This is a genomic window from Microcella putealis (genome assembly GCF_004216575.1).
GTDB lineage: Bacteria > Actinomycetota > Actinomycetes > Actinomycetales > Microbacteriaceae > Microcella > Microcella putealis.
Window position 1 is genome coordinate 457,989 of record NZ_SGWW01000003.1, and the last position, 13,358, is coordinate 471,346.

Genomic DNA, 13,358 nt, shown 5'->3' on the forward strand with positions numbered 1-13,358 from the left:
GCGGCGCCGGTCACACGGGCCGGTTGGGATGCTCGGGCTGGTTGAAGGGGCTGCGCACCACCGGCGGCAGATCGGCGAGACGCTGCAGCGCGGCGCGCACCTCGGCCGCATAGATCTCCCCACCCGTGGGCCCCGGGTGAATCTGGTCGCCGGCCAGCAGTTCGAGGCGCGGCTGAATACCGGTGCGCCAGTCGGCCAGTTCGATGGCGCGATGCGCGTCGGCGAAGGCGACGAGCTGGGTGTTAACGCCATCCGTCCAGCCGCGGGGGGCCTGTGCCGAGACGACGACAAGCTGCCGCCCCTCGATGGCCGCTCGCACCTCATCGAGCACGGCGGCGTCAAACGGTCCGTTGGTGCCGAGCGCCAGGATGACCGTGTCCCGCAGGGCTCCCGCGTCGCGCAGGGCGGTCAGGATGCCCGGTGCGGCCGACATCTGTCGACCCACCTGCGCGTCAATCGCGATGCCCGGAAACGCCGCCTGCAGTGCGGGCGCGGCGGCGAGCATCACGGAGTCGCCAATCGCCGTGATCGCGTCACCGGCGGGTAGCGGCTTCGGCGCGTTCGGGTCGGCAGGAGGCTCGGCGTCCACTGCCGGTGTCTGCGCGGTCTCGGACTCCGCCGCGACATCAGGCTCGCTCGCCTCGCTCGCCTCGCTCGGGGGGTCCTCCGCGCCCTCCGTGAGGGAATCGGCGGTGGCCGAACCCGGTGACGTCGACTCGGCCCGACGCTCGGAATCGGCGTCGAGGGCCTCTTGCCCTGCCGCGATGTAGGCGGCAGCCTGCGAGTCCCCGGGAGAGCGCTGGACCGCCGCGCCGGTGCCGCCCACGAGAAGCGCGAGCACGACCGTCGCGCTGCCCGCGAGCGCCGCTTGCCGTCGCGCGCTGCCGCGCCGCAGCGGCGCCAGCGTTTCCCGGCGACGAGCCGGCAGCTCGAGCAGTCGGTACGTCAGCGCGGCCAACGCGACCGAGATGGCCAGCACGGCGAGGCCGATCGACCAGGCGTCTTCGCCGGTGCGGTCGACCTCGGGCGCCAGCGCGAGCGCCATGATCCACAGGGGCCAGTGCCACAGGTACAAGCTGTACGAGTGCTCGCCGATCCAGCGTACGGTCGCAGCCTCTGCCCATCGCGAGGCGCGAGCGTCTCGCCGTTCGAACGCGAGGATCGCCACCGCCGTCGCGATGACCGCGAGCGCCATACCGCCCTGGTAGGCGAGGGCGCCGTCGATGCTCGTGGAGGCCGCCACGAGCACGATCACTCCGAGCGCCCCTGCCGCGATCGGGGTGGATGCGCGACCAAACAGTGCGGCGGGCTGCGTCAGCGGCTCGCGCCACAGCGCGACCGCTGCCCCGACGAGCAATCCGAAGCCGTGGGTCAGCGTCGACAGGTACGCGGCCGATGCGGCCTGGCCGCCGTCGGCCGCCGGGTCGCCGGCCGCGATCGCCATGGTGACCGCGGACGCGACGGCCAGGGCGCTGACTGCCGCGACGAGCATCCGTCGTCGAAGGGGGAGCGCGAGCAAGGCCAGCAGAAGCAGCGGCCACAGCAGGTAGAACTGTTCCTCGACGGCGAGCGACCAGAGGTGCCGGAACAGCTCGGGACTCGTCTGGTCGAGGTAGCTGGCGCCGGCGCCGATCGCCACCCAGTTGCTCATAAACGTGGCGGCGCCCAGCAACTGCCAGCCGATGCCGACCAGCACGTCGCCTCCGATGAGGGCAGCGACGGTGGCCGACGACATGACGACGAGTGCGAGGGCGGGAAGTAGGCGGCGAGCGCGGCGCGACCAGAAGTTGCGCAGGGCGATCCGCCCGGTGCGGCGGTGCTCGTGCAGCAGGAGGGCGGTGATGAGGTATCCGCTGACGACGAAGAAGACGTCGACGCCGACGAAGCCGCCCGGGATCAGGCCGGGAAACAGGTGGTACCCCAGCACGAGCACGATGGCCAACGCCCGCAGACCGTCGAGCCCGGGCAGGCGGTCGCGCAGCACGAGGGGCGGGGCGCTGGACGACATGGTGCGTCAAGGGTCGCGCGCGGCGGGAAGGGTCGTCAAACTCGACGCGCCGTAGAATCGCGGGCTGTGGATACGGTCGACGCTCAGCACCCCGCAGGCGCGGGCACCAACGCCTCCGTTCGGGTGCGCATCGATCTCGCGTACGACGGCACAGACTTCGCCGGGTGGGCCACTCAGCCCGGTCTGCGCACCGTGCAGGGAGAGATCGAAGCGGCGCTCGCCACCCTGTTCGGAGGGCTCGAGGGCGCTGCGGGCCCCCGTGTTGTCGTCGCCGGGCGTACCGACGCGGGTGTGCACGCGACCGGCCAGGTGATGCACGTCGACCTCGACGCTGAGCGCCTCGCGGGCCTGTCCCGCGCCGATCGGGGTCGGCCAGGCGGCCAGGAGGCGCTCGCGCCCACCGACGTGCTCGCCCGTCGACTCGGCGGCATCGTCGGGAGGGCGGGAGACATCGTGATCCAGCAGGCACGCATCGCCCCCGACGGCTTCGACGCCCGCTTCTCGCCCCTGTGGCGGCGCTACGAGTATCGGGTGGCCGACGGTGCCCGAGCGGCCGACCCGCGATCGCGACGGCACACGCTTGCGGTGCGCGACGTCCTCGATGTCGACGCCATGAACACCGCGGCGGATGCGCTCATCGGGCTGCGCGATTTCGGCGCGTTCTGCAAGCCCCGCGACGGCGCGACCACGATCCGAACGCTGGAGCAGTACGCCTGGCGTCGCGAGAACGACGGGGTGCTCATCGCCACGGTGCGGGCTGACGCGTTCTGCCACTCGATGGTGCGCTCGCTCGTGGGCGCGGCGATCGCCGTGGGGCGGGGCGCCCTGGCGATCGACGACCTGGTGGCGGCGCGGGATGCCGCGGCGCGGACCAGCGTGTTCCCGGTCGTTGCCGCCCACGGCCTCACGCTCGTGGAGGTCGGCTATCCGGCCGACGACGAGCTGGCCCTGCGGGCCCAGCAAACCCGCGCGCGCCGCGAAATTGCCGGAACGCCGCCGGTCGCGTAGGCTAACCCCTTGGTGTCCGTCGCCGACGGGCATCCAGTTGAGCCCTCCACCGCGGGCGTTCCCCGGCCATCGGCCCGAGAACCCCCACCGGAGCGGGATTCACGAACACCTCGACGAGAAAGTACGCACTGTGACGCGCACATTCAGCCCCACCCCCGCTGACGTTCAGCGGAACTGGGTCGTCATCGACGCCACCGATGTGGTGCTCGGACGACTCGCCAGCCACGCCGCCACGCTTCTGCGCGGCAAGCACAAGCCCACCTTCGCCCCGCACATGGACATGGGTGACTTCGTCATCATCGTCAACGCCGGCAAGGTGGCCCTGACCGGTTCGAAGCTCGAGCAGAAGAAGGCATACCGCCACTCTGGCTACCCGGGCGGCCTCAAGGCCGTCGGTTACGCCGAGCTGCTCGAGAAGAACCCCGTCCGCGCCGTCGAGAAGGCGATCCGCGGCATGCTGCCGAAGAACTCGCTCGGCCGCGCCCAGATCACGAAGCTGAAGGTCTACGCCGGCGCAGAGCACCCGCACGCCGCGCAGCAGCCCACGCCGTACACCCTCGACCAGGTCGCTCAGTAGCGCGGCCCCGCAGCGAACAAGGATTGCAAGCAACCATGGCGAACGACACCACTACTGACGTGGCTCCCGAGAGCTACTCCACCGAGTCGGCGGCCCCCGTGGCCGAAGCGGCTCCCCGTCGCGTCCTGTCCGTCTCGGGCCAGGCCGTCGGTCGACGCAAGCAGGCCATCGCCCGCGTGCGCCTCGTCCCCGGCTCGGGCGCCTTCACGGTCAACGGCCGCACCCTCGAGGACTACTTCCCGAACAAGCTGCACCAGCAGCTGATCAACGACCCCTTCACGCTGCTCGAGCTTGCTGGTTCGTACGACGTGACGGCTCGCATCACCGGTGGCGGCCCCTCGGGCCAGGCGGGCGCCCTGCGCCTCGCTATCTCGCGCGCTCTCAACGAGATCGACCGCGAGAACAACCGCGCTGCGCTGAAGAAGGCCGGCTTCCTCACTCGTGACGCCCGCGTCATCGAGCGCAAGAAGGCCGGTCTCAAGAAGGCCCGCAAGGCGCCTCAGTACTCGAAGCGTTAACGCGAGACGAGCATCCCGATCATGGGCCGTTTATTCGGTACCGACGGGGTCCGAGGGCTGGCCAACGGCGATCTCACCGCCGGGCTGGCCCTCGGCCTGTCTCAGGCCGCTGCGTGGGTTCTCACGCGCGGCCGCCACGCCGACGAGTTGCGCGCTGCGGGCAAGCGACCGACGGCGATCGTCGCCCGTGACCCGCGGGTCTCGGGTGAGTTCTTGACCGCGGCCGTGTCTGCCGGCCTCGCGTCGAGCGGTATCGACGTGCTCGACGCCGGCGTGATCCCCACGCCCGCCGCCGCCTTCCTCGTCGGCGACGCCGGGGCAGACTTCGGGGTGATGGTGTCGGCGTCGCACAACGCCATGCCCGATAACGGCATCAAGTTCTTTTCGTTCGGCGGCACCAAGCTGCCCGACGAGGTCGAAGACCGCATCGAGCACGCGCTCGACGAGCAGCGTCTTGCGCCCGTCGGCGGAGACGTTGGCCGCATCCGGCGCTTTGCCGACGCGGAAGACCGCTACCTGCTGCACCTGCTGTCGACCGTCGACGTGTCGCTCGCGGGTCTGCACGTCGTGCTCGACTGCGCCCACGGCGCCGCCTCCGCGATCTCGCCGCAGGCCTTCACCGACGCGGGTGCGCGGGTCACGGTGATCGGCGCCGACCCCAACGGCCTGAACATCAACGACGGCGTCGGGTCGACCTACCTCGACCCTCTGCAGCGCGCCGTCGTCGCGGCGGGCGCCGACCTCGGCATCGCACACGACGGCGATGCCGATCGCTGCCTCGCCGTTGACGCTTCCGGCCGGGTCGTTGACGGCGACCAGATCATGGCAATTCTTGCGCTCTCAATGAAGCGGCGCGGGATGCTCGCGAAAGACTCCCTCGCGGTGACCGTCATGAGCAACCTCGGTCTCAAGCGCGCCATGCAGGAGCACGGCATCGAACTGGTCGAGACGAAGGTCGGCGACCGATACGTGCTCGAGGCGCTCGCGGAGCACGGGCTCTCGCTCGGCGGCGAGCAGTCGGGCCACGTCATCATGAGCGAGCACGCCACGACGGGTGACGGCATTTTGACCGGCCTGCAGCTCGCGGCCGAGATGGCGCGCACCGGCAAGACGATCGCCGAGTTGGCGTCCGTGATGACGGTCTTTCCCCAGGTCCTCGAAAATGTGCGCGGCGTCGACCGTGCTCGACTTGACGGTCACGCCGGTGTCGCCGCGGCCGTCGCCGCGGTCGAGGCCGAACTCGGCGACAGCGGTCGCGTGTTGTTGCGCGCGAGCGGAACCGAGCCCATGGTGCGCGTGATGGTCGAGGCCGCTGACGACGCGACGGCTCGGGCCATGGCCGATCGCCTCGCCGCGGTCGTGAAGGCCGAACTCGCCGTCTAGCCGGGCGGGGGCGCGGCGAGCAATTCGCCGTGCGTCATGCTGAACCAGCCGTCGTCATGACGCGTCCACTCGCGCCACGCGTCGCTGATCGCCCGCAGCTCGGAGATCTGAGCGTGACCTCCGTCGACCGCCTGCCGCGCAAAGTCTGATTCGAGTGCGCGTTCGGCCCATGCCTCGCCCCACCAGTTGCGCTCGGCCGGGGTGGCAAAGACCCAGGCGCTCGCGCTGAGGTGCAGTTCGTGCAGTTGAGCGGCGCGCGCCCACGAGACGAGTCGGCGAGCGGCATCGGGTTCCCCGCTCGTCGCGCGGTGCACCCGCCGATACAGCTCGAGCCATTGTGCTAGCCCGGGAAGCTCGGGAAACCATGTCGTCGCGGCGTAGTCGACCTCACGGGCGGCAACCACACCGCCGGGCCGGGCGACGCGGCCCATCTCGCGCAGCATGGCGACGGGATCGGGCACGTGCTGCAGGGTTTGGTGCGTGTGGACGATGTCGAACGAGTTGTCGTCGAAGGGCAACCCCGTTGCGTTGGCCCGCTCGAACCGCACGGTAGACCCGACATCGGCGGCGTGCGTTCGCGCGGCCGCGATCGCCGCTTCGGCCATGTCGACGCCAACGACATTGGCGTCACCCACTCGGGCTCCGAATTCGATCGTGATCGTTCCGGGGCCGCAGCCAACGTCGAGCAGGGTGCGCCCCATCGTCAGCTGCGGTTCGAGGTACTGCGCCGAGTTCGCAATGGTGCGTCGACGGTGGGTGGCCAGCACGCTCTCGTGGTGCCCGGAGGTGTACGCGTTCGGGGCGTCCATCAGATTTTGCGCAGGAGCACCGTCGAGACGGTGTGGTTGCGCTCTTTGCGCAGCACGAGGGATGCGCGGGCTCGCGTCGGCAGGATGTTCTGCACGAGGTTCGGTTCGTTGATGTCGCCCCAGATGCGGCGCGCCGTCACGCGCGCCTCGTCCTCGCTGAGCGACGCGTAGCGGTGGAAGTAGCTGCGCGGGTCGCTGAACGCGCCCCGCTGCAGCTTCAGGAAGCGCTGCTCGTACCAGTCGGCAATGTCGCTCGTGCGGGCGTCGACGTAGATGGTGAAGTCGAACAGGTCGCTCACCGCGAGCGATGCGCCCGGCCCGGGGGGCTGCAGCACGTTCAGCCCCTCGACAATGAGAATGTCGGGTCGGCGGACGATGATTTCGGCGCCGGGGATGATGTCGTACGACAGGTGCGAGTACACCGGCGCGCGCACCTCTTCGGCACCGGCCTTGATGCGCGACACGAAGCGCAGCAGCGCTCGCCGGTCGTAGCTCTCGGGGAAGCCCTTGCGGTGCAGGATGCCGCGGCGCGACAGTTCGGCCGTCGGCAGCAAGAACCCGTCGGTGGTCACACGTTCGACGCGGGGCGTGTCGTCCCATCGCGAGAGCAATTCGCGCAGCAGACGCGCGATGGTCGACTTACCGACCGCGACGGAGCCGGCCACACCGATCACGAAGGGGGTGCGGGGCCCGCGGTCGCCGAGGAACTGGCGGGTGGCCGTGTGGAGGTCGCGCGCGCCCGCGGCGTACAGATTGAGCAGCCGGCTCAGTGGCTGATACACCTCGGCGACTTCGCGCACGTCGAGCTGGTCGCCGAGACCGCGCAGCCCGATGAGTTCGGGCTCGGTGAGAGGCTGCGGGGTCGCCGGGGCGAGCGCCGACCACCTGGCCCGGTCAAGCTCGACGAACGGGCTCTGATCACGGGGGGATGCGCCGGCGCCGTACTCGCGCCCGTGGGCGGGATGCGCCTCGACCATTCGCCCCACAGTACCGGGACGAGCCGCGTGACCCTCGCGCCCTAGAATCGAGCGCATGTGTGGAATCGTAGGATACGTTGGCCAGCGCGGCAGCCTGGAGGTCTTGCTGGGTGGCCTGAAGCGCCTCGAGTACCGGGGCTATGACTCGGCCGGAGTGGCGGTACTGGCGCCGAGCGGTGAGCTCGGCACGGCCAAGAAGGCCGGCAAGCTCGGCAACCTGACCGACGAGCTCCGGGCGCACCCGGTGACCGACGGTCACACCGGAATCGGCCACACCCGCTGGGCGACGCACGGTGGCCCCACCGATGAGAACGCGCACCCGCACCTCGGTGACGGCGGCAAGCTGGCCCTCATTCATAACGGCATCATCGAAAACTTCAGCGAGCTGAAGGCCGAGCTCATCGAGCGCGGCCACAGCTTCTCGAGCGAGACCGACACCGAAATCGCCGCCCTGCTCGTGGGCGATGCGTATCGCGAGACGCACGACCTGACGGCCGCGATGCTCGCCGTCGTGAACCGCCTCGAGGGTGCGTTCACCCTGCTCGCGGTGCACGCGAACGAGCCCGACGTCGTGGTGGGCGCTCGCCGCAACTCGCCCCTTGTCGTGGGTCTGGGCGAGGGCGAGAACTTCCTGGGCTCCGACGTCGCCGCCTTCGTGGCGTACACAAAGCAGGCGATGGAGATCGGCCAAGACCAGCTCGTCACGATCCGCCCCGGCAGTGTTGACGTCGTCGACTTCGCCGGCAGCCCAGTCGAGTCACGCCGCTTCGAGGTCGACTGGGATGCCTCGGCCGCCGACAAGGGCGGCTGGTCGAGCTTCATGGCGAAAGAGATCAGTGAAGAGCCCGACGCGGTCGCCAACACGATCCGCGGCCGCGTGGTCGATGGCCTCGTGCAGATTCCCGAGATGGAGGGGCTCGATGACGAGACCCTGCGCTCCATCGACCGCATCCTGATCATCGCGTGCGGCACCGCCGCGTACGCGGGCATGGTGGGCAAGTACGCGATCGAGCAGTGGGCGCGCATCCCCGTCGATGTCGAGCTCGCTCACGAGTTCCGCTACCGCGAGCCCGTGCTCTCGCCGAACACCCTGGTCGTGTCGATCAGCCAGTCGGGCGAGACGATGGACACGTTGATGGCCGTCAAGTATGCCCGCGAGCGAGGCGCGCGCACCCTGTCGATTTGCAACACGCAGGGGGCGACGATTCCGCGCGAGTCCGACGCGATCGTCTACACCCACGCCGGCCCCGAGGTTGCGGTCGCCTCAACGAAGGCGTTCGTCGCGCAGATCACCGCCTGCTATCTGTTCGGTCTGCAGCTCGCGCAGGCGCGTGAGACGCTCTCGACGGATGCGGTACGCGCGCTCGTCGCGGACCTCCAGAAGGTTCCCGATCAGCTGCGTGAGGTGCTGAAAAGCGGCGACCGCATCGCCGAGCTCGCGCACTGGATGGCGGACACCCGCTCGGTGCTCTTCCTCGGCCGCCACGTTGGGTACCCGATCGCGCTGGAAGGCGCGCTGAAGCTGAAAGAGCTGGCGTACATCCACGCCGAGGGGTTCGCCGCCGGCGAGCTTAAGCACGGCCCGATCGCCCTGATCGAGCCGGGGCAGATCGTCTTCGTGATCGTGCCGAGCCCGCGCGACGAGCGCTCGCTGCACGCAAAGGTCGTGTCGAACATCCAAGAGATCCGCGCCCGTGGGGCCCGCGTGATCGCGATCGCCGAAGCGGGGGATGTCGCCGTGCTGCCGCACGCCGACGAGGTCATCCGCATTCCGCTCGCCTCGCCGTTCTTCGAGCCGCTGCTCGCCGTCGTGCCCCTGCACTTCTTCGGTATGGAGCTCGCCGCGGCGAAGGGTCTCGACGTCGACCAGCCGCGCAACCTGGCCAAGTCGGTCACGGTCGAGTAGCGCGTCGAGGGAAAGCGGAGGGCCGCCGTGATCGTGGGAGTCGGGGTCGACATCGTCGACCTCGCCCGCTTCGATCGCGCGCTCACCCGCACGACGGGGCTGCGTGAGCGGCTCTTTGCCGAGTCGGAGCGCGATCGACCTCTCCGCTCGCTCGCCGGGCGCTTCGCGGCGAAGGAGGCGGTCATGAAGGCGCTGGGCGCAACCGACGGCATCCGCTGGCACGACATGCAGATCACCTCTGACGACGAGGGCAACCCCGACGTTGAACTGAGCGGGCGCGCCGCTGAGATCGCGGCCGCGCGCGGCATTGGCCGGCTGCACGTGTCGATGTCGCACGACGCGGGTGCGGCCATCGCGTTCGTCGTCGCGGAGGCGGCGGCGTGATGGGCAGGCCGTTCCGCGAGGCGCGCATCTCGCGCGACGCAATCGCCCGCAATGTCGAGACGATGCGCCGTCTGGCGCCATCGCCGCGCATGATGGCCGTCGTCAAGGCCGACGGCTATGGGCACGGCGCAATCACGGCGGCCCGCGCCGCCCTCGAGGCGGGGGCCGACATGCTCGGTGTCGCCGACCTCGACGAGGCGTTCGAGCTGCGCGCCGCCGGCATTGACGCGCCCGTGCTCGCGTGGCTGCACCCGTCGCGTGCCGAGCTCGCCGCCGCCGCCGAGGCCGGCATCACCGTCGGCATCAACTCGCTCGCCCAGCTGCGGCTCGCCGCCGACGCCGGTCATCGCGGCACGGTGCACGTGAAGGTCGACACCGGGCTGTCGCGCAACGGCGTTGCCCGCGACGAGTGGGCCCCGTTCATCGACGAGCTCCGGCACGCCGTCGACCACGACGGACTCCGCCTCGGTGGCGTCTTCAGTCACCTGTCGAATACCTCGCCGAACGAGGATCGCGCCCAGATCGTGGCGTACGAAGAATTTCTGGATGCGGTGCGCGCGGCGAATCTCGACCCGGGCATCCGCCATCTGGCCGCGTCGGCGGCCGCGATCGACCATCCGGCGGCCCGCTACGACATGGTGCGCCTCGGCATCTCGATCTACGGGATCGCGCCCGAGGATCACCACCGCGAGCTGCCGCTGGTGCCGGCCATGGAACTGAGCGCCGAGGTGGTGCACGTGAAGCGGGTGCCGGCCGGCAGCGGCGTCTCGTACGGGTTCCGCTATCGCACGACGCAGCCGACGACGCTCGCACTCGTGCCGCTCGGCTACGCCGACGGCATTCCCCGGCACACCGACGGCGCATCCGTCTTCGTTAACGACACCCGGATGCCCGTGGTCGGCCGCGTCGCCATGGACCAGTTCGTCGTCGACGCGGGTGACCACGCCGTCGCTGTGGGCGACCGCGCCATTCTGTTCGGCGACCCCGCGGCAACGGGGGCGCCGTCGGCAGTCGAGTGGGCGGACGCCGCCGGAACCATCGGCTACGAGATCGTCACGCGCCTCGGACGGCGCGTCGTCCGGACCCGCGCATGACCGCCGACGCCGCCGCGGAGTCGCTGACCGTCGCCGACCCGGACGCCATGCACGCCCTCGCCGCCCGCGTCGCGACCCAGCTGCGCGCCGGTGACCTGCTGGTGCTGACCGGCGAACTGGGGGCGGGCAAGACCACCTTCACGCGCGGGCTCGGCGAGGCGCTCGGCGTGCGCGGAGCCGTGACGAGCCCCACGTTCGTGCTCGCGAGAACGCACCCCCGCGCATCCGGTGCGCCGCTGGTGCACGTCGACGCCTATCGCCTCACCGACGCCGCCGAGCTCGACGACCTCGACCTCGATCTCGCGGCGTCGATCACCGTGATCGAGTGGGGCGCCGGCCTCGTCGACGCGATTGCCGACGACTGGCTCGAGATCGTCATCACCCGGCCGCCGAGCGCCGCCGACGTCGACGACCCCGACGAGGAGCTCGCCGAGCCGCGCACGCTGCGGTTTCGCGCCGTCGGCGCCCGCGGTACCGAGCTGCTCGCCGCGATCGCGCCCAGCGCCACCTTCTAGGCTCGAGGCATGCTGCTCGCGATCGACACCTCCGCCGGCACGGCGGTCGCCGCCGTCGCCGCTGACGGGCGGGTGCTGTCGCGCCGCGCGACGCCCGACACCCGCCGGCACGCCGAGGTGATCGGGCCCTTTCTTGACGAGGTGCTCGCTGAGGCGACGGATGCCGCGCCCGACGAGGGGCTCGACGGCGTCGTCGCCGGCATCGGCCCCGGCCCGTTCACGGGGCTGCGCGTCGGCATTGCGGCCGCCCGCGCCGTCGCCATCGCCCGCTCCGTGCCCCTGCTGCCCGTGCCGAGCCACGATGCCGTCGCGCTCGAGCTGGTCGAGGGGGGCGTCGCCGCGGGCCGTTTCTGCGTCGTGACCGACGCCCGCCGCCGCGAGGTCGCCGTGACCGAGTACGCGGCCGCCCTGCCGGTGCCGACGGTCGTGGTGCCCGCTCGGCTCGAGCTGCGTGTGGGTTTTGCGCCCGACGCGGGCGTCGCGCTCTACGAGGTGGCCGAGATTCCCGCCGTGCACCTCGCCCACGTGGCCGCGGCGCGGCTCGCCGCCGGCATCGCTTTCCCCACCCCGCAGCCGCTCTACCTGCGGGCGCCCGATGTGACCATGCCGACCGGCGCGAAGCGGGTGACGTCGTGAGCGCGGCCCCGAGCATCCGATTGCGGGATGCCGAGACGAGCGACCTCGACGCGATCATGGCGCTCGAGACGGCAACCTTCCCGAGCGATGCGTGGAGCCGCGACGGCATGCTCGCCGAACTCGCCTCGCCGCACACCGTCTACCTGCTGGTCACCTCCGACGACGAGCCGGTGGCATACGGCGGCGTCAGCGCGCCCCTCGGCAGCGGCCAGGCCGACATTCAGACGATCGCCGTCGACGCGACGCACCGCCGGCTCGGCATCGGCACCCTGCTCGTCGAGCAGCTGCTCGCCGTCGCCCGTGACCGCGGAGCCACCGAAATCTTCCTCGAGGTGCGCGCCGACAACCCCGGCGCCCGGGCGCTCTACGAACGGCACGGCTTCGTCGAGATCGCCGTGCGCCCGCGCTACTACCAACCCGACGACGTGGATGCGGTGGTCATGCGGGCGCCGATTGACCGCCCAGAGGGGGTCGCGTGAACACCGACAAGCCACTGGTACTCGGCATCGAGACCAGCTGCGACGAGACGGGCGTCGGGATCGTGCGCGGCACCGAGCTGCTCGCGAACACGATCGCGAGTTCGATGGACGAGCACGCCCGCTTCGGCGGAGTCGTGCCCGAAGTCGCGGCGCGTGCACACCTCGAGGCGCTCACCCCCACGATCGAGCAGGCCCTCGAGACGGCCGGCATCGCCCTGGCCGACGTCGACGCGATCGCCGTGACCAGCGGGCCGGGTCTCGCGGGGGCGCTCATGGTCGGTGTGGGCGCGGCGAAGGCGCTCGCCGTCGCACTCGACAAGCCCTTCTACGCGGTCAACCACCTCGTCGGCCACGTGGGCGCCGACCTGCTGCGCGACGACGAGGGCGACCTCGAGCTACCCACGATCGCGCTGCTCGTGTCGGGCGGCCACACCAGCCTGCTGCACGTGCGCAGCCTCACCGACGACGTCGAACTGCTCGGTGAGACGATCGACGACGCCGCCGGCGAGGCATTCGACAAGGTCGCCCGTCTGCTCGGCCTGCCGTACCCCGGCGGCCCCCACATCGACCGGGCCGCGGCGTCGGGCGACCCCGCCGCCGTGCGCTTCCCGCGCGGGCTGACGCTGCCCAAAGACCTCGAGAAGCACCGCTACGACTTCTCATTCTCGGGCCTCAAGACGGCCGTCGCTCGGCACGTCGAACGGATGCGCGATGACGGCATCGAGGTTCCGGTCGCCGATATCGCGGCCTCCTTCCGCGAGGCCGTCGCCGACGTGTTGACGAAGAAGGCGATCGCCGCGTGTGTCGACCTGGGTGTGCCCCGACTGCTGCTCGGCGGGGGAGTGGTCGCCAACGCGCGGGTTCGCGAGCTCGCCGCGGAGCGCGCCGCGGCCGCGGGCGTGAGCCTGCGCATCCCGCCCCTGTCGCTGTGCACCGACAACGGAGCGATGATCGCCGCCATCGCCGCCCAGCGCATCATGGCGGGCCACGGGCCGTCGCCGCTCGACGTCGCCGCCGATTCAACCCTTCCCGTCACCACCGTTCAGGTCTAGCCCGAGGAGACG

14 protein-coding genes are annotated in these 13,358 nt (G+C 70.9%); 11 read left to right on the forward strand and 3 right to left on the reverse strand.

Annotated features, from left to right (window positions below):
* Positions 1 to 10: 10 nt before the first annotated feature.
* Positions 11 to 2,008 (reverse strand): acyltransferase family protein, encoded by a 1,998-nt coding sequence (locus tag EV141_RS09680; protein WP_130485730.1) that lies wholly within the window; start codon positions 2,006 to 2,008, stop codon positions 11 to 13.
* A gap of 66 nt (positions 2,009 to 2,074) precedes the next feature.
* Between EV141_RS09680 and EV141_RS09685 the strand changes: the two genes are divergently transcribed.
* The 4 genes from EV141_RS09685 (at position 2,075) to glmM (ending at position 5,494) form a co-directional block, all read left to right on the forward strand.
* Positions 2,075 to 3,016 carry a tRNA pseudouridine synthase A gene (locus EV141_RS09685; RefSeq protein WP_130485731.1) on the forward strand — a complete coding sequence of 314 codons (942 nt, stop codon included), beginning with the start codon at positions 2,075 to 2,077 and terminating at the stop codon, positions 3,014 to 3,016.
* 130 nt (positions 3,017 to 3,146) lie between these two features.
* Complete coding sequence (rplM, locus tag EV141_RS09690) at positions 3,147 to 3,593, forward strand: 50S ribosomal protein L13 (RefSeq protein ID WP_130485732.1); 447 nt, start codon at positions 3,147 to 3,149, stop codon at positions 3,591 to 3,593.
* Positions 3,594 to 3,628: 35 nt separating this feature from the next.
* The gene (gene rpsI, locus EV141_RS09695; RefSeq protein ID WP_130485733.1) at positions 3,629 to 4,111 is read left to right on the forward strand and encodes a 30S ribosomal protein S9; all 483 of its coding nucleotides are present in this window, start codon (positions 3,629 to 3,631) and stop codon (positions 4,109 to 4,111) included.
* A 21-nt stretch (positions 4,112 to 4,132) separates the two neighbouring features.
* The gene (glmM, locus tag EV141_RS09700) at positions 4,133 to 5,494 is read left to right on the forward strand and encodes a phosphoglucosamine mutase (RefSeq protein ID WP_130485734.1); all 1,362 of its coding nucleotides are present in this window, start codon (positions 4,133 to 4,135) and stop codon (positions 5,492 to 5,494) included.
* Here the strand turns inward: glmM and EV141_RS09705 are convergent.
* Together EV141_RS09705 and coaA are read right to left on the reverse strand one after the other, a co-directional pair.
* Positions 5,491 to 6,303, reverse strand: coding sequence for a class I SAM-dependent methyltransferase (locus EV141_RS09705; protein ID WP_130485735.1), 813 nt, complete (start codon positions 6,301 to 6,303; stop codon positions 5,491 to 5,493). The genes glmM and EV141_RS09705 overlap by 4 nt on opposite strands.
* Positions 6,303 to 7,280, reverse strand: coding sequence for a type I pantothenate kinase (gene coaA / locus EV141_RS09710; protein ID WP_130485736.1), 978 nt, complete (start codon positions 7,278 to 7,280; stop codon positions 6,303 to 6,305). The genes EV141_RS09705 and coaA overlap by 1 nt, the downstream gene beginning before the upstream one ends.
* Before the next feature lie 55 nt (positions 7,281 to 7,335).
* Here coaA and glmS point away from each other — a divergent pair, with 55 nt between their 5' ends.
* The 7 genes from glmS to tsaD are packed head-to-tail and all read left to right on the forward strand — an operon-like array spanning position 7,336 to position 13,346.
* Positions 7,336 to 9,186, forward strand: coding sequence for a glutamine--fructose-6-phosphate transaminase (isomerizing) (glmS, locus tag EV141_RS09715; RefSeq protein ID WP_130485737.1), 1,851 nt, complete (start codon positions 7,336 to 7,338; stop codon positions 9,184 to 9,186).
* 27 nt (positions 9,187 to 9,213) lie between these two features.
* Positions 9,214 to 9,570, forward strand: coding sequence for a holo-ACP synthase (locus tag EV141_RS09720; RefSeq protein WP_130485738.1), 357 nt, complete (start codon positions 9,214 to 9,216; stop codon positions 9,568 to 9,570).
* On the forward strand, positions 9,570 to 10,664 hold the full coding sequence (gene alr, locus EV141_RS09725; RefSeq protein WP_130485739.1) for an alanine racemase: 1,095 nt from the start codon (positions 9,570 to 9,572) through the stop codon (positions 10,662 to 10,664). Before EV141_RS09720 ends, alr begins: the two co-directional genes overlap by 1 nt.
* Positions 10,661 to 11,179: a tRNA (adenosine(37)-N6)-threonylcarbamoyltransferase complex ATPase subunit type 1 TsaE gene (tsaE, locus tag EV141_RS09730; RefSeq protein ID WP_198675530.1), complete on the forward strand. Its 519-nt coding sequence runs from the start codon at positions 10,661 to 10,663 to the stop codon at positions 11,177 to 11,179. Before alr ends, tsaE begins: the two co-directional genes overlap by 4 nt.
* Before the next feature lie 9 nt (positions 11,180 to 11,188).
* The gene (tsaB, locus tag EV141_RS09735; RefSeq protein WP_130485740.1) at positions 11,189 to 11,815 is read left to right on the forward strand and encodes a tRNA (adenosine(37)-N6)-threonylcarbamoyltransferase complex dimerization subunit type 1 TsaB; all 627 of its coding nucleotides are present in this window, start codon (positions 11,189 to 11,191) and stop codon (positions 11,813 to 11,815) included.
* On the forward strand, positions 11,812 to 12,294 hold the full coding sequence (rimI, locus tag EV141_RS09740; protein ID WP_241969200.1) for a ribosomal protein S18-alanine N-acetyltransferase: 483 nt from the start codon (positions 11,812 to 11,814) through the stop codon (positions 12,292 to 12,294). Before tsaB ends, rimI begins: the two co-directional genes overlap by 4 nt.
* A complete protein-coding gene (gene tsaD / locus EV141_RS09745) occupies positions 12,291 to 13,346 on the forward strand; it encodes a tRNA (adenosine(37)-N6)-threonylcarbamoyltransferase complex transferase subunit TsaD (RefSeq protein ID WP_130485741.1) in 1,056 nt (351 codons plus the stop codon). The genes rimI and tsaD overlap by 4 nt, the downstream gene beginning before the upstream one ends.
* Positions 13,347 to 13,358 lie beyond the last annotated feature (12 nt).